The sequence below is a fragment of the Acinetobacter sp. BHS4 genome (assembly GCF_018454425.1).
GTDB classification, from domain to species: Bacteria; Pseudomonadota; Gammaproteobacteria; order Pseudomonadales; family Moraxellaceae; genus Acinetobacter; species Acinetobacter pittii.
Genome location: NZ_CP075323.1, coordinates 1,681,172 through 1,697,471, shown reverse-complemented (window position 1 = coordinate 1,697,471; position 16,300 = coordinate 1,681,172). Strand labels below are relative to the sequence as shown.

Here is a 16,300-nt window from a genome sequence, read left to right as displayed (position 1 = left end):
TTTTTTATAATTTGTTCTCAAGGAAATATGCAAAATTTTGTTTATAATAGGATTACCCTTTTTTCACTAAGTTATTGCTTAGCTATGCTTGATCATTTAGAACAATTTCTTCCTAATAAAGAACCGTCGAGTATTCAAAATTTCCCTTTTTTTTGGGTTTCCCAAGTGAATGGAAAGTATTCACAACTGATTGAAAAATCAATAAAAAAGCTAGGTATTGATAATACACGCCGTAAAATTATTTTAAGCACTAATGCCCTTGGGGAAGCCAGTATCACCGACATCGCCAATCTTTCTACTTTAAAGTTAACGACGGCAACCAAAGCGGTATATCGCTTAGTAGAAGATGGAATTGTCGAGGTCTACTCTTCTACTTCAGATGAACGCATCTCGATGGTGAAATTAACTCCCAAAGGTATTGAGCTGGTTGAACAGATTAATCAGATTAGTGTGGTTACCTTGGCAGGCATCCTGAATGCTTTTTCAGAAGACGAGCTACATAATTTAAATAACCAGTTAAAGAAATTATTTGACCTAATGCCATCCAGTTAAATATTTCTCATTATGATAAATTAGCTTTCTTAGAGCAGTTAAAAATTTCTTTTTCTTTAGCTGCTCTTTCGTTAAAACAATAAAAATAAATAAAATCAATTTTTTATATCACAAACTTATCTATATATAATTACTTAACATACTTTTTAGGTATTCTAACATACTTAATAAGTAATGGAATTTTACATATAAAAAGAAAATAATAATTCCATGATCTTAAAAATCCCATTAACTCCTAATTGGGTTTAGACGCACTCTTCCGGTCTGTACGAGACCAAATTACTCATTTCTAGCCTATTTATTATTCTTATCTAAAAGGGGGAAATATCAAAAACTTCAGAGGAATAATAAAAGTTAGATATCAATTTCTTTAAGCGTTTTATACATAAGGATTAAGTGTATGAACCAAAGTAATATCGCTGTTGAAAGGACACAAAAGAAAAGCAATGCTTATGCATGGTATGTGGTCATACTTTGTATGTTGGCATATATATTTTCATTTATTGACCGCCAAATTCTGGCACTGATGATTGAACCCATTAAAGCAGATCTCCAACTTTCAGATACTCAATTTAGCTTATTACATGGCCTCGCCTTCTCACTGTTTTACGCCGTTATGGGTTTACCCTTAGCCTACATCGCCGATCGTTTTTCACGACCAAAACTGATTTCAATCGGGATTATTGTTTGGAGTCTAGCAACGGCAACTTGTGGTTTAAGTAAAAACTTTATTCAACTGTTCTTAAGCCGTATGGCGGTCGGTGTTGGTGAAGCGGCTTTATCTCCAGCGGCTTATTCAATGTTTAGCGACATGTTTAGTAAGGACAAACTAGGACGTGCTGTCGGGATTTATTCAATTGGCGCTTTTTTGGGTGGAGGTATTGCCTTCTTAGTTGGCGGTTATGTCATTAACCTGCTTAAAGGTGTGACACTCATTGAAGTTCCTTTATTAGGGGCCCTTAAAGCATGGCAGATTGCCTTTTTAGTAGTGGGTTTACCTGGCATCATTATTGGTTTGCTGTTTATTTTGACCGTTAAAGACCCTGCACGTAAAGGCCAACAGCTCAACCAAAATGGACAAGTTGACCAAGTTAAATTCACACAATGTCTTCAGTTTATTAAAAAACATTCGAAAACATTTGCTTGTCATTATTTAGGTTTTACCTTTTATGCAATGGCACTCTATAGCCTAACTAGCTGGACACCTGCATTTTATATTCGTAAGTTTCAACTCGCGCCGACTGAAACAGGCTATATGCTCGGTACGATTCTGTTAGTCGCAAATACATTAGGCGTATTTTGTGCAGGCTGGCTAAATGACTGGTTTATTAAAAAAGGTCGCCAAGATGCGCCGATGTTCACGGGTGTGATTGGTATTGTTGGCCTGATTATTCCAATTGCATTTTTTACCCAAACAGATCAGCTTTGGCTTTCAGTTAGCTTACTGATTCCTGCAATGTTCTTTGCATCTTTCCCTCTAGTGATTTCAGCAACTGCTTTGCAAATGTTAGCCCCGAACCAATTTAGAGCACGCCTTTCTGCCCTCTTCCTTTTGGTGAGTAACTTAATTGGGCTCGGCATTGGTACAACATTGGTGGCCATTATCACAGATAAAGTTTTTGGTAGTCCGTTAATGGTGGGTTCTTCTTTATCTATTGTAGGTGGTCTGTCGTGTGTACTGGCTCTAATTCTGCTTTTTAAAGGCTGCAAATTCTTTAGTGAAAGCATGAAGGTTGAAAAATTAAATTAATAGGTTTCACCAATTGCAAAAATGTACTCTCTAACTAAACGCTTAGAGAGTACCAAAATACTCAAAATTGCGTAGTGCCGAGGATTGGCATACATCTGGAAAATGGATTATGGAATTATTTCACCGTTTTAAACCACACACTTTAGCTGTTGCCACTTTATTACTGATGTGTAGCAACTCATGGGCCGCAAATCCAAATCAGCAAACTGAAGATGAATGGAAATTCACTTTAAAAAACGCCTATATCAACCGTGATTTTGATAATGATGCCTTAAAAGATACTGGCAGTTGGTCTCAGGCAGCGTCTTTATTTTATAAATCGAAAATGCATGACACTCCGTTAGTCATAGCAGACAAGCCAATCACAATTGGGGCCGATGCATCGGTTCAATACGCCGTGCGCTTGAGTTCAGACAAACATGTCGCTGACACAGTTTTGCCTTTTAATAAAGAAACGCAATCTCAGGCTTCAGACTATTTAAAATACGGCGCGACCTTAAAACTCGGCTATGACAAAACACTTTTAAGTGTCGGTGAACTCTGGCTCGATTTACCTGTAACGGCAGTCGATGCTAGTCGTCAGTTACTCACTTCGTATTGGGGAACTAACTTAAAGTCACAACTTTCAGATCAACTCTATGCTGAAATTGGCCGAGTGGAAAAAGTGTCGCCACGAAATGAAGAAGACTTTAAAAAGTTTTCTTTCACATCAAATGGAATTACTAAAGAATCTGATGGCCTGAACTACATAGATCTGCGCTATCAATTCACGCCGTCACTCAAGGGTGAATATTACTTCGGTAATTTGGAAGACCTCTACAACAAACACTATGTAGGGTTTGAGCATAATTGGAAACAACCTAATTTCGCTCTTACGTCTAAGTTTAAATACTTCAATGCACAAGATGATGGCAACACTTTTGATATTGATGCGCAAAACATCGGGGTACTAGAAACGCTCAAAGTAAAAAACCATACCTTTGGTTTGGGTTACCAACAAATTATTGGAGAGTCGGCTTACCCGCTACCGGATGGCTTCTTACCAGAAACCTATTTCATTAACTGGAATGCCACTGGCTTCTTTAAAGAAGATGAAAAGTCTTACCATGTCATGTACGGCTACGACTTTAAAGACTATGTGCCGGGCCTAAATGCGATGGTGAAATATGTTTACGGCAATGACTTTAAAGCAGCCAATGGTGAAAAGAACCATGAAACCGAGTCTAATGTGATTTTAAACTATGCATTTCAACAGCCATTCTTAAAAGGCGTGGCTCTGCAATATATTCGTATTGATTACAATGTAAAACACGGCAATGACTTTGGTGAAGACCGTTTATTTGTTAATTACACCAAAAAGTTCTAAATAAATATTACCCCCTAATTTTAGGGGGTAATGTTTATCCTAATTTATTGACCAACTTTAAAGGCAAAACCTTCATGGCAATACTCATGGGTAACCACGGCCACTGTGGCACATAAGCTTTTACAGGTTGCTTTTCGATCGCTTTGACCAAAGCTTTACATCCTGTTTTGGCATCTACTTCAAAAGGTAAATGTTTAGCACCTTCATTCATTTCAGTGCGAATGTAACCTGGGAAAATGGTTGAGACTTTAATTGGTGTATCCAGTAATTCAGCACGAATACCTTCGGCCAAGTGAGCGACCGCAGCTTTACTTGCTGCATAGGTCGATAAATGTTTTGGTAATCCACGCATCGCACTCATGGATGACATCACCACCAAATGACCTGCATTTTGCGCTCTAAAAATTTCAATCGCTGCCTCACACTGTGCTAAAGCAGAGATAAAGTTTGTTTCAGCCGTGGCTCTGTTAATTTCAAAATTACCTTTACCAATACGGCGGCCATTGCCGACTCCCGCATTTACAATAATTCGGTCTAAATAGCCAAATTCTTGTTTAAAAGCGCGAAATACTTCAAAAACCTGATCGTAATTAGTTACATCCAGACTTTTTGCAATTACTTTTATACCGTACTCATTTTCAAGTTCAGTTTTTAAATCTTCCAATCTGTCTAAACGGCGTGCACAAATCGCCAAGTTATAACCTTTGGCTGCAAATTCATGCGCCATACCAGCGCCTAAACCAGAACTTGCACCTGTAATTAAAATTGTCTTTGCCATGCTTTTATCCTTATTTTTAAATCCATGTCAGTAAATCTGGACGCTCAGCTTTTATAAAATGATGTTCATTTAAACTTAAAACCTGAGCTTCATTTCCAACCAACCGCAAAGTTGTGAGACTTGTATTAGCAATTGCCCAATTCAAGGCAAAAGTTCGATTGGGGCTAAGTTCAAGCAGTTTGCCAATTGCTACAGAAATCACACCACCAGATGTAAAAACAATTGCATAACGAGGTTTGGTTTTTGCTAACTCATCACAAAGTTGCTGCAATGCTGTTTCGACTCTTTCTTTAAAATGCGGCCAAGACTCATCATATTCATGATGAAAATCTCCATCTGTCCATCGTCCAATAGCGCCTTCAAATATTTTGGCCAGATACGCGCGAGGATTCTGTTCTTGTGCTACGTCAGCTTTTAACAACTCAGGCTGTTCAAAACGTGGCTCATAACGTGCAAAAACCTGTTGGTGGTTAAACTCATTCCATAAATTATTATGATGAATTACTGTATCTGGGAAGCATTCATTAAGTGCAAGTTGTGCGGTTTGTTCATGACGCTGCATGGTTCCTGCAACCACATAAGGTTGTTCTTTCAATATTTGCTTAAAATATTGTCCTAATAACGTCGCTTGAGCCTCACCATTTTCAGACAGTTCATCATAGTTACTTTTACCAAATGATGCCTGCCCATGTCTTACCAGATAAATTGTGGTCATTTTCTTAAAATACCCTGTATTTTCTGTAGAGATTGCTGAGCAAATTCAGATTCTTGCAATTTTTGTTGCGCGATAAGTTTTAAAGCTCGAATATGTAGCGCATGAATGACAATCCAGAAATCTTTAAAAGCAGGATTTCGAGTTTGTTTATGGTAATAGCGATAATAGATTTGCTGGGCAATCACTGCTAAACGGAAAACACCGAAGACTTCATAAAAAGCCCAGTTTTGAGGCTCCAGACCTGTTTTTTTCAAATAATATTCAACGACTTCTTTACGAGAGAACATTCCCTTTAGATGAGTAGGCTGACGGCGCGTCGATCTAAAAATCATATTATCCGTAGGTTCGACCCAATAGGCCAAAGCGCTACCCAAATCCATTAATGGATCACCCAAAGTCGCCATTTCCCAATCCAATACACCAATCACTTCTGTTGGATGCTCTGGATCTAAAATCACATTATCAAAACGCCAATCATTGTGAATAATACAAGTCGTAGAGTCTTGAGGGATATTATCGTTTAGCCATTTTCGAACATATTTAAATGAAGGAACGTTAATAGTACGGACTTTTTCATAGCGTTTATCCCAACCTTCAACTTGTCTACGGCAATATCCTGTTCCTTTACCTAGTTCAGCTAAAGGCGTGTTCTCATAAGGAACTTGATGCAGCTCAATGAGCTTATCAATAACGTTTACACAAAGTTGATGAACATCTTCTTCATTAAAACCAAGCTCAGGCGGTAATTTTGCACGAGGAATAATTCCTTCAATGCGTTCCATTACATAAAAATCACAGCCAATGACCGACTCATCCTGACAAAGTGCTACCATTTTAGGAAGCACCGGATAATAAGGCGCAAGATTTTTCTGCACCATATATTCACGGGCCATATCGTGGGCCGATTTCGCTTTTGTTCCTTTTGGGGGACGTCGCAAAATTAAATCGGTATTTTCATATTTTAAACGATAAGTCCAATTCGACGCCCCGCCCGTATATTGAGTAACGACCGCTGGGCCAACCAACTCAACACCTTGGTTTTTTAACCAGTTTTCAACTGCCCCAATATCAAGCTCTTCACCTTCACGTACTTCACCGCCTACATCAATTACCGACATATTCACTTCCTTTAAACTTATACTTTCTTATGACGACCATAACCACGTTTGGCCAACTCTAATTTGGCAATCATGCCTTTATGTACTTCATCTGGACCATCAGCTAAACGTAAACTGCGTGCTTGGGCAAAGAAGCCCGTTAATGGCGTATCTCTTGAAACGCCTGCACCGCCATGTAGCTGAATCGCCATGTCGACTACTTTTTCTAAAACACTCGGAGCGACCACTTTAATTGCAGATATTTCTGTTAAAGCAGCCATATTTCCTAAAGTATCCATTTTATAAGCAGCATACAAGGTTAAAAGTCTGGCTTGATCTATGGCGACTCGAGCATCAGCCACGCGTTCGAGGTTTCCGCCAAGTTTTAGAATTTCTTTGCCAAACGCCGTTCTAGACATGCCTCTATCAATCATAAGCTCTAAAGCTTTTTCAGCAGCTCCAATACAGCGCATGCAATGGTGAATACGCCCTGGCCCTAAACGACCTTGTGCAATTTCGAAGCCTTGCCCCGCTCCACCAATAAAGTTTTCAATAGGCACTCGAACATTATTAAAGTGAACCTCACCATGTCCATGCGGCGCATCGTAGTCACCAAACACAGATAACATCCGTTGAATTTCGACACCTGCGGTATCAATCGGTACTAAAACCATGGAGTGTTGATGATGGCGGTCTTTGGTTTCATCTGGGGTATGCGCCATAAAAATAATGACTTTAGCATTTGGGTCACCTAAACCAGACGACCACCATTTTTTGCCATTTAAAACAATTTCATTACCGTCGATGAGTGCAGTCGCTTGCATATTGGTTGCATCGCTTGACGCAACATCGGGTTCAGTCATACAAAAAACAGAACGAATTTTTCCGTCCAGTAAAGGCTGTAACCATTGCTGTTTTTGCTGTTCACTACCATAGCGCCATAACAATTCCATATTTCCTGTGTCTGGTGCATTACAGTTAAAAACGGTAGGTGCCAATAAGCTGCGGCCAGTCAATTCAGCAATATGCGCATATTCTTGAACAGTTAACCCAGCACCCAACTTTTCATCGGGTAAAAACATATTCCAAAGACCGGCTTGTTTAGCTTTAGTTTTCAGAGTTTCTAACAGTTCAGGCCACTGCCATTTTTTCCAGTTTCCATCTGGATTTAGCTCATGAACCTCTTCCCAAAATTTTGCTTCGACTGGTTCTATTTCTTCTAAAATAAATTTTCTTGTTCGCTCAGCAAAATCTTGAGCTTTCTTTGAAAGTTCAAACATTCTTTTTTCCTTCACATCATTATCTGGTCTTTACATCAACATAACTTGAAACTTAATATGAATGAAATGATTTTATTAAATAACACCTCATGAATAATATTCATAACCTGCATGGCCTAGACTTAAGTTTTTTTCACCGAATCGATATCAATTTATATCCGCTTTTTATCGCGATTTATGAACAAAAAAGTATTTCGAATGCCGCAAGTAGCCTTAATATTACGCAGTCAGCGGCAAGTCATGCTTTGCAGCGTTTACGTCAGCAACTTGAAGATGATGTGTTTACACGAGTAGGCAATAAAATGTCTGCCACTCCTTTTGCCGAGCAGATTTACCCAACGGTGAAACAAGCACTTTTAACCATCCAAAATATTAGCCAGCAAAAACATGTCTTTGATCCAACAAGCTTAAAAAACTTAAAAATCGCCGTGCATGATGAGATTGAGCCAATTATTCTTCCAAGACTGGCTCAACATTTTCAAAATATTAATTTAGATTTGCAGTTTGTGAGTATGAAACTAGATCGAAAACATATTATGGCGGACTTGGCGACACAACAGCTCGATTTCGTGATTGACCTAGAACAATATTTATCTCCAAAAATTACCTTTGATCATTTGGTAACAGACGAGTTTGTCATTTGCAGTCAACTTAAAGAAGTCGACTTATCTCGTTATATTAATGGACGACACATTGGTGTTTCGTCACGCCGTACAGGCGCTTTACTTGAAGATATTTATTTAAACCAACACCAAAAAATTTCAAGAAATATATTTATGCGCTGTCAAAACTACTCAACAGCGTTACAAGTTTTAGGAGCCCAAGCCGATGCAATACTTACGATGCCTCGAATGATTTTACAGCATTTGTCTTATAGTCCTGAAATTTGTCTACATTCTCTGCCTTTTGAGATAACCAATATTAAAATGGGTATGTTTTGGCACGAAGATTTAAGGGATAATTTAAGACATCAATTTTTGCGACATGAAATTATTAAACTTTTTCATTAAAGCAAATTGATCTACTAAGCTTCTATCGTACAAGGATCAGTAATGAGTAAAGATGAACGGATAATCCAGAATCAGGACAACAAAAAAACGATTCGTCATGAAGATTACATTGCTGGTATTGGTAAAGGCATGGCGATTTTAGATAGCTTTAGTAGTAATCAACATCGTTTAAACATTTCTATGGCTGCTGAAAAAACTGGGCTTACCCGAGCAGCAGCAAGACGTCATTTATTAACTTTAGAATATTTAGGGTATCTTGAGTCAGATGGTCACTATTACTATTTAACTCCGAAAGTTCTTAAATTTTCAGGAGCTTATTTAGGTGCAGCCCAGCTTCCGAAAGTATCTCAGCCTTTATTAAATCTTCTAACTAACCAAACTTCTCTCATTTATTCGGTGATGGTACTTGATGGTTATGAAGCCATTACCATTGCTCGTAGTGCGGCCCACCAACAAACTGACCGTGTAAATCCATACGGCTTACATTTGGGTAACCGCTTACCTGCTCATGCGACATCTGCGGGTAAAATTTTACTGGCACATTTAAGCCAAGAAGAACAATTAGACTGGCTCCAAAAATATCCTCTTCAGCGTTTAACTAAATATACGCATGTGGAAAATGATAAATTTCTAGAGTTACTACAAGAGATTCGAGAACAAGATTGGTGTTATTCGCGTGAAGAACACGAATTAGGAGTTCATGCGCTCGCCGTACCGATTTATGGGCAAGACTTTAAAGTGGTTGCAGCTTTAAATATTGTTTCTCCAACTATGAAAACAACTGAAGAATATTTAATTCAACATATTCTGCCGCTATTGCAAGAGACTTCGCGGGATTTAAGACAAGTTCTTTAAATCTTGCTTAGGCTATTTTGATAGGGTAAATTTTGTTATTGCTTAGGCTATTTACAGCATAAAAAGATCCAAAGTAAATGCTTAGGCTATTTCTAGAAGTAGTTGAAAGGAATTTTCAAATAACGAATGCCGTTTGATTCTGGTTCCGGAAAGTTTCCACCGTTCATATTAATTTGAATTGAAGGCAGAATTAATTTTGGCATTGCCAAAGTAGCATCTCTTTCTTGACGCATTTTGATGAATGAGTCCTTGGAAACTCGTCGATTTAAATGAATATTGCTTTGCTTTTGAGTTTTTATATCTGTTTGACAGATATATTTATCACGGCCTTCGGGCTTATAGTCATGGCATAAGAACATACGCATGTCGTCGGGAAGTATATAAAGTTTTTGTACCGAATCATAAAGCTCAGCAGCACTTCCTTTAGGAAAGTCACATCTGGCCGAACCATAATCAGGCATAAATAAAGTATCACCTACAAAAACAGCATCGGCAATCACATAGCTTAAGCAAGCTGGCGTATGCCCTGGTGTAGGAATGTTATAGGCTTCTATCTCCCCTATTTTAAAATGTTCATAATCTTCAAACAAATAATCAAACGGCTGATTTTCATTAAATTTCTTAAAATCAAAATTATAGATAGCCGAAAATGTTTCTTGTACTATCGAGATTTTTTGACTAATCGCAATTGTACCGCCCAATTTAGATTTTAAATATTGAGCCGCAGTCATATGGTCGGCATGTACATGGGTTTCTAAAATCCATTGTACTTTGAAGTTTTGCGCCAAGACATAATCGATAATCAGATCAGCATGAGTTGTTTTTGTAGTGGCCGATGCGGCATCGTAATCAAGCACGCTATCAATAATCGCGCATTGAAGAGTCGCTAAATCTGCAACAACATAGCTAAAAGTATTGGTGTTTTCATCAAAAAAATCTTTTACTAAAGGTTGTTGCATAGGCTTAATTTCCTTTATTTAAAATTCGGTAAATAAACATTCCTAATAACATTGCGACAATAAAATAAAGCGCTTCAAAATGTCCTAATCCAATCAGAGTTAAAGCGGGCGCTGGACATATACCTGCTATTCCCCAGCCTATACCGAAAATAAAAGCACCCACAATTAACCTTTGGTCAATCTGTGTATTCGTTGGTAATTGAATTTGTTCATTAAAGAGTGTTTTAGGAGTTTTTATAGCTTTTTGAAATGGAATAAATGCCACAGCAATAGCACCTAACATTACAAACATTAAGCTAATATCCCATTGTCCAAAAATATCTAGAAACCCTAAAACCTTTGCAGGGTTAGACATACCAGAAATCATTAACCCCAATGAAAACAAACCACCAAATATAAAAGCAAAGATATTTTTCATAAGATTACCCCAACACATGGCGAATGATATAAACCGTTAACATGCCGGCAAACATAAAAACTGCTGTTGCTATTATTGAGCGTTTTGATAACCTGCTCATTCCACAAATGCCATGACCGCTTGTACATCCAGAGCCTAACCGTGTTCCAAAGCCTACAAGTACACCTGCTAGAATAAGTGCAAATGTATTAGCTTTAATTTCAATTTCAGGTTGATAAAAATAACCATATATGAAAGGTGTAATCACGAGTCCCGCAATAAACCAGAATGCCGAACTCTTAAAGGTGTCTTTAGTAGGATTGATGACTTGAGCAAGCAAACCACTGATTCCGGCTATACGGCCATTTATATATAAATACCCAACTGTTGCGATGCCTAGTAATAAACCACCAAAAAAGGCATAGACAATATTTGACATATAACCACTCTTAATAATATATGTTTTTATAATCTGTATTATACGCTGATTCTTTTAGAAATACTTAATATAAAACTTTTAAGTTTATAATTCTTCTTAACAAGAAAAAGCCCCAAGATTTTGGGGCTTTTATCATTAAATTAGATCTTTAATGCCTAACTGTTCAGGCAGTTTTTCCATTACTTTGTTCAATCTATTATTTGCTGGAGAGATACAACCTGTGTAATGGCTTAATTTAGTTTCTGTGCCATTAGGTTGAATCCAAGTAATGTAATAGCTAGACATGTCGGTCGCTGTTTGCTGGCAACCCGCAGTTTTTGATTGTGTACCTGTTTCAGGGCGATAAGTTTTTAGATCATCTGCAAGTTTTTTATAATCTTTTACGCTACCTTGAATTTCTTTAACGCCTATAGCCTTAGTGTATTGTTTACCTTCAAAGCGAATTAAACCTGTAGGTGTTACTTCTACAGAATAAATCGGACATGCGCCAAAACATGGGCTAGAAGCATAGCGAATTGTCTCTTGTGTATTCGGTGCTTGCTGAACAGAAGCACAACCCATCAAAGCTAAACCAGATAAAGTTGCAAGAACCAAAAATCTCATTACATCACCTATTATTATCAAGTGGCTTTAATTTATCAAATCATACACTTCTTGTCATTAAACACTATTTTTTGTGATTTTCTTGGGCCTTATTTTTACTTAGGCTATTTTATATAAACACATAAAAAAAGGCCCATCTTGCGATGAGCCTTAAGCCATAAAAGCTTAAATTCCTGAAATACAAATTATTACTGGGTAGTAATAACCTGCGTCGACCATTCTAGCGCAACACCATAAATTATATAAATATAATATAAGTATATATTTACGCTCGTTTTTCCAACAAAAAAACCTGATTTATAAGATTAAAAGCTCAATAATGTTTATTTTTAATTAAAATTCACAATGTTAAGTTAAACAAAACTTAATAAAAGTTAAGCTTTTATTTATAGGTAAAACATCCTAAGAAACTGATCAATAGTTAAGCTACACCTAGCGTTCAGGATGAAATGGCCATAAAGCTATTTTAAGTTTAGCAACAACATCAAGCACTTTTTTACTATTTGGTAAAGCTATCTAGTTAAAAATATAGAAATTACTTTTATCGTTTTATACAAAAAATATATTAAATATAAAGACAAAAGAGAAATACTCTCTTTTGCCTAACTTAATTATTGTTCTAAACTATAAGCGATCACATAATCACCATGATCAGGTGATTGACGTGCTCCACCTGCGGTAACAACCACATACTGTTTACCTGTTTTAGGTGAAACATAGCTTATAGGTGTTCCTTGGCTACCTACTGGCATGCGTGATTTCCACAGTTCTTTACCTGTAGATGAATCAAATGCACGTAAGTAGTAATCTTGTGTAGCAGCAAAGAAAACCAAACCACCTTGAGTTGCCATCGGCCCGCCAATTGTTGGCATACCGATCGGTGCTTTTAAGCCCATCTTAATTCCCATAGGCCCAGTATCTTCTACTGTACCTAATGGTACCTGCCATGCAACCTGACGAGTTTTCAAATCAATCGCAGTCATGGTACCAAATGGCGGTTTTTGACAAGGAATACTTAGTGCTGACATAAAGCGGTTTTTATTCACTTTATATGGTGTACCTTTCATTGGTACAGCACCCATACCTGTATTTACCTTCTCTCCACCATTCGCCTGAATCTTAATATCTTCAGGAGTTTGCTCCATCAATTGAATCCATAAGCCAAGGCGCATATCGTTCACGAACATATAACGATGAGTCGGGTCAAAAGCGATGCTACCCCAGTTCATACCGCCCAAAGAGCCTGGGAAGCTTAATGAAACATCAGTACCCGGTGCAGTAAACAGGCCTTCGTAACGCATTGACTTGAAGTTAATACGACACATTAGTTGATCGAATGGCGTTGCACCCCACATATCCGACTCAGTTAAAGTCTGATTACCAATTTGAGGCATTTCAACAGAACGTGGTTGAGTTGCACTGTATTGTTCACCCGGAATATTGGCAGGTTTAACTGGCTGTTCAATTACTTTAGTAAGCGGTTGACCTGTTACACGGTCAAGCACAAAGAATTGACCTGATTTGGTTCCAATCACAACAGCTGGTTTAGTCGTACCATCTTTTAATGGGAAATCAACCAAACTCGGTTGCATTGGTAAGTCAAAGTCCCATAAATCGTTATGAACAGTTTGATATACCCACTTCTCTTTACCTGTTGTCGCATCAAGTGCTAACACAGAAGTATTGTATTTATGATCCAATGGATTACGGTTACCACCCCAAATGTCGACAGATGAACTGCCCATAGGTAAGAATACCGTATTCATTTGCGGATCATATGACATTGCAGCCCATGAGTTTGCCGAACTACGTTTATAGGTTTCACCCGGTTTAAGAACATAGTTCGGGTTTGGATTGCGCGGGTCAAATGCCCAACGAAGTTTACCCGTAATCACGTCATAACCACGAATAACACCACCCGGCATATCTGCGGCTACGTTGTCGGCAATACGGCTACCCACCACAATAGTTGTTCCAGCAATAGTCGGTGCAGAAGTCACTTCAAAACGTGGAGCTTTTGTTCCAGCACCAAGACCTTCTAGCAAATCAACCGTTCCATTTACACCAAAATCAGCACAGCGCTGACCGTTATCTGCATTCACTGCAATTAAACGACCATCAGGTGTATTAGTATATACACGGCGTGGACATGCTGTATTGGTTGCAACCGCAGTTACTGCATTTGCACCAGCTAAAGTTGGTTGTACAAGCGGTTTAGTTGAATCAAAGTATGCAACACCGCGGCAACGTTCCCAAGCATCGGCTGTAGAGTTCACCTCAGCTTTCCAGAGTTGCTTGCCCGAGTCGGCATCTATCGCAAAAATGTTGTTATGTGGTGTACATAAAAACACTTTATTTCCAACTTGTAGCGGGGTCATTTGGTCTTCAGCCCCATTACCGCTACCCGTTGTAAAGTCGCCCGTTCTAAAGCGCCAAGCTTCTTTTAATTTATGAACGTTATCTCGGTTAATTTGATCGAGAGCAACAAAGCGGCTACCACCTGCATCATTACCATAATTTTCCCAATTTACCTGTTTTTTTGCAGGATCAACTGGTACTAGAGGTAGTTTTTCACCTGAACTTGCTACTGTTGGATGCGGTTGGAACATTTGATAGAGCGCAATAAACATACCTACAACAACTAATCCACCTACCGCATAGGATGAAGATGCCAAGCTCGTTTGAAATTGGTAACGTCGAATTGAAGGCAAAGTAAATAGCAAGGCAGCAAAAAGACCAGCAGGAAACATTAAGCGCGAAAATAACGGCCAAAATTCCCATCCAGCATCAACAAATGACCAAATTACGGTACCAACAAAAACAGCCGCAAAAATCCAGACACCTAGTGCTTTTTTACGGAAAATACTAAGTGCCGAAATGGTTATAAAAAGTCCTGAGATAAGGAAATACCAAGAACCGCCGAGTGATACTAGTTTTCCGCCACCTACGATATAAAAAACACCAGTAGCCAACAAAACTAGACCTAATATAAAACACCATATTTTGAATAAGATATGAAACTTAGAATCTGACTCAGACATAGATCCTACTCCACATATACTGAACCCGAATAGTTCAAGCATTTGGGCCAGTTAAACTATGTCTAACCAGCCATCAATATTGTTAAAAATTGACTTTCACACTAAGACCAGCCACCCAAGCATCATCAACTTCTTTTACACCAGCAGGTTGATGAATATATTGAATGTTTGGACGTAACATGACGGCCGGAGACCATTGATAGGTATAGTTCAACTCGACATTTAGCTCGTCGTCTTGAATTGGAATATAGTCAGATGCAAACGGATCATAGCTGTAATATCCACGACTTTCATTTGTTGCGATCTGTTTATCTTTAGCACGGTCATTAACTACATAATTGGCTATACCAAAACCAATCGAATCATTTGGACGGCTATCAAATGGCCCCTTATACCAAAGAGCAAGTTGTTGCGTACTTTGAACAAAAGTCGTTGCCTTATCATTTACAACGCCATTAAAACTTACATATAAACCGCGTTTCGGATCTTCGCCTTTATTCGTCAGTTGTTGTTGTGCATTAATCCAGAAACTTTGTTTCCCGTCATGCACTTTACCGGCAGTTTTAATATCATTTGCTTCGGCGGTTGAATACAGTGCACCTACTTTATATTCACCCGGCAAGCCATTAAAGGCAGCAAGTTTTGGTTTCCATGCAAGTTCAACTGGTATGGTGGCGCCCTTCACATTGTTCATATCCAGATTAAAACCATCACTATTTGATTCGGTTTTAATGTTGTCTGGATTGACCTCATACACACCCAATCCCAAAGTCCATTCAGGCGCAAACTGATATTTAACGTTTGTCGCCCAAACACCTACTGGTGAGTTATACCAAATTGAACCGATTGATTTTCCTAACTGCCCACCGCAGAGCAATAAGTTCTGAAATTCACATTGAGAACTATTAAAGTCCTCTGACATTCCCATACGACCAAATTTGACCTGTACAGTATTATCAACAAAGCCCTTTTTCACCCATGCTTGAGACAGACGCCAGATTTTACCGCGACCATAAATCTCTTGAGCATTACCCAATTGGCTAGAACGTGGGTCTTTAATACGCTCGAGAGTTAATGCATTACCATCACGTTTGGTCACGACTAGGCTTGCTGTTGTATCTTTCCATCCAGCAATTTTTTCTAAATCTAGGTTTGCACCTAAAGAAAGTTGTGCAGCATTTTCAAAAGTATTGCTGTCGTTGTAACCACCATCTAAATTTGTAGCACTTTGGCTCATAATAGAAGCTGTAAATTTATAGCCCTGCTGCTCTAATTGCTGGCGTTTTCCATTCCAGTCACCTAGCAACCATTGACGGTCTTGTGACCAAGGCTCATTCGCGAGCGCAAATTGGCTACCTAATACAGCGAGCGTTAAAACACTCAATTTCATTAAATTTGGCATTTCAAGTCCCTTTTATCATTTCTATATTTCTATGCTGCGCCTCATATGAGGCGCTT

General features: G+C 38.4%; 15 protein-coding genes. 5 read left to right on the top strand and 10 right to left on the bottom strand.

Going from position 1 to position 16,300, the window contains the following annotated elements; all coding sequences use genetic code 11:
* The first annotated feature begins 84 nt into the window (after positions 1 to 84).
* The 3 genes from KIP84_RS08065 (at position 85) to KIP84_RS08055 (ending at position 3,668) form a co-directional block, all read left to right on the top strand.
* Positions 85 to 552 carry a MarR family transcriptional regulator gene (locus KIP84_RS08065; RefSeq protein ID WP_075383091.1) on the top strand — a complete coding sequence of 156 codons (468 nt, stop codon included), beginning with the start codon at positions 85 to 87 and terminating at the stop codon, positions 550 to 552.
* Between the two features lie 400 nt (positions 553 to 952).
* Entirely contained in the window at positions 953 to 2,302 is a 1,350-nt protein-coding gene (locus KIP84_RS08060; protein WP_199977609.1) for an MFS transporter, read from the top strand.
* A 109-nt stretch (positions 2,303 to 2,411) separates the two neighbouring features.
* On the top strand, positions 2,412 to 3,668 hold the full coding sequence (locus KIP84_RS08055) for an OprD family outer membrane porin (protein WP_213689686.1): 1,257 nt from the start codon (positions 2,412 to 2,414) through the stop codon (positions 3,666 to 3,668).
* Positions 3,669 to 3,702: 34 nt separating this feature from the next.
* Here the strand turns inward: KIP84_RS08055 and KIP84_RS08050 are convergent, their stop codons facing one another.
* From KIP84_RS08050 to KIP84_RS08035, 4 genes are read right to left on the bottom strand one after another with little or no spacing between them, the layout of a single operon-like run.
* The gene (locus KIP84_RS08050) at positions 3,703 to 4,446 is read right to left on the bottom strand and encodes an SDR family oxidoreductase (protein WP_068931056.1); all 744 of its coding nucleotides are present in this window, start codon (positions 4,444 to 4,446) and stop codon (positions 3,703 to 3,705) included.
* A 16-nt stretch (positions 4,447 to 4,462) separates the two neighbouring features.
* Positions 4,463 to 5,161 carry a histidine phosphatase family protein gene (locus tag KIP84_RS08045; protein ID WP_017481016.1) on the bottom strand — a complete coding sequence of 233 codons (699 nt, stop codon included), beginning with the start codon at positions 5,159 to 5,161 and terminating at the stop codon, positions 4,463 to 4,465.
* Entirely contained in the window at positions 5,158 to 6,279 is a 1,122-nt protein-coding gene (locus KIP84_RS08040; RefSeq protein ID WP_199977614.1) for a phosphotransferase family protein, read from the bottom strand. Before KIP84_RS08040 ends, KIP84_RS08045 begins: the two co-directional genes overlap by 4 nt.
* 17 nt (positions 6,280 to 6,296) lie before the next feature.
* Positions 6,297 to 7,538 carry an acyl-CoA dehydrogenase family protein gene (locus KIP84_RS08035; protein ID WP_206217892.1) on the bottom strand — a complete coding sequence of 414 codons (1,242 nt, stop codon included), beginning with the start codon at positions 7,536 to 7,538 and terminating at the stop codon, positions 6,297 to 6,299.
* 89 nt (positions 7,539 to 7,627) lie between these two features.
* On the opposite strand from KIP84_RS08035, the gene KIP84_RS08030 reads away from it, so the two are divergent.
* Together KIP84_RS08030 and pcaU are read left to right on the top strand one after the other, a co-directional pair.
* A complete protein-coding gene (locus KIP84_RS08030; protein WP_213689685.1) occupies positions 7,628 to 8,548 on the top strand; it encodes a LysR family transcriptional regulator in 921 nt (306 codons plus the stop codon).
* Positions 8,549 to 8,590: 42 nt separating this feature from the next.
* Positions 8,591 to 9,403, top strand: coding sequence for an IclR family transcriptional regulator PcaU (gene pcaU / locus KIP84_RS08025; RefSeq protein ID WP_002120879.1), 813 nt, complete (start codon positions 8,591 to 8,593; stop codon positions 9,401 to 9,403).
* Positions 9,404 to 9,495: 92 nt separating this feature from the next.
* Here the strand turns inward: pcaU and KIP84_RS08020 are convergent, their stop codons facing one another.
* The 6 genes from KIP84_RS08020 to KIP84_RS07995 all read right to left on the bottom strand — a co-directional run bounded on the left by KIP84_RS08020 (position 9,496) and on the right by KIP84_RS07995 (position 16,244).
* On the bottom strand, positions 9,496 to 10,362 hold the full coding sequence (locus tag KIP84_RS08020; protein ID WP_213689684.1) for an MBL fold metallo-hydrolase: 867 nt from the start codon (positions 10,360 to 10,362) through the stop codon (positions 9,496 to 9,498).
* Positions 10,363 to 10,366: 4 nt separating this feature from the next.
* Positions 10,367 to 10,780, bottom strand: a complete 414-nt coding sequence (locus tag KIP84_RS08015; RefSeq protein ID WP_213689683.1) for a DUF6691 family protein — start codon at positions 10,778 to 10,780, stop codon at positions 10,367 to 10,369.
* Between the two features lie 4 nt (positions 10,781 to 10,784).
* Positions 10,785 to 11,198 carry a YeeE/YedE family protein gene (locus KIP84_RS08010; protein WP_213689682.1) on the bottom strand — a complete coding sequence of 138 codons (414 nt, stop codon included), beginning with the start codon at positions 11,196 to 11,198 and terminating at the stop codon, positions 10,785 to 10,787.
* A 135-nt stretch (positions 11,199 to 11,333) separates the two neighbouring features.
* Complete coding sequence (locus tag KIP84_RS08005; protein WP_014206923.1) at positions 11,334 to 11,792, bottom strand: DUF6438 domain-containing protein; 459 nt, start codon at positions 11,790 to 11,792, stop codon at positions 11,334 to 11,336.
* A gap of 620 nt (positions 11,793 to 12,412) precedes the next feature.
* The gene (locus KIP84_RS08000; protein ID WP_213689681.1) at positions 12,413 to 14,842 is read right to left on the bottom strand and encodes a glucose/quinate/shikimate family membrane-bound PQQ-dependent dehydrogenase; all 2,430 of its coding nucleotides are present in this window, start codon (positions 14,840 to 14,842) and stop codon (positions 12,413 to 12,415) included.
* A gap of 82 nt (positions 14,843 to 14,924) precedes the next feature.
* Positions 14,925 to 16,244 carry a carbohydrate porin gene (locus tag KIP84_RS07995; RefSeq protein WP_213689680.1) on the bottom strand — a complete coding sequence of 440 codons (1,320 nt, stop codon included), beginning with the start codon at positions 16,242 to 16,244 and terminating at the stop codon, positions 14,925 to 14,927.
* Positions 16,245 to 16,300: the final 56 nt, after the last annotated feature.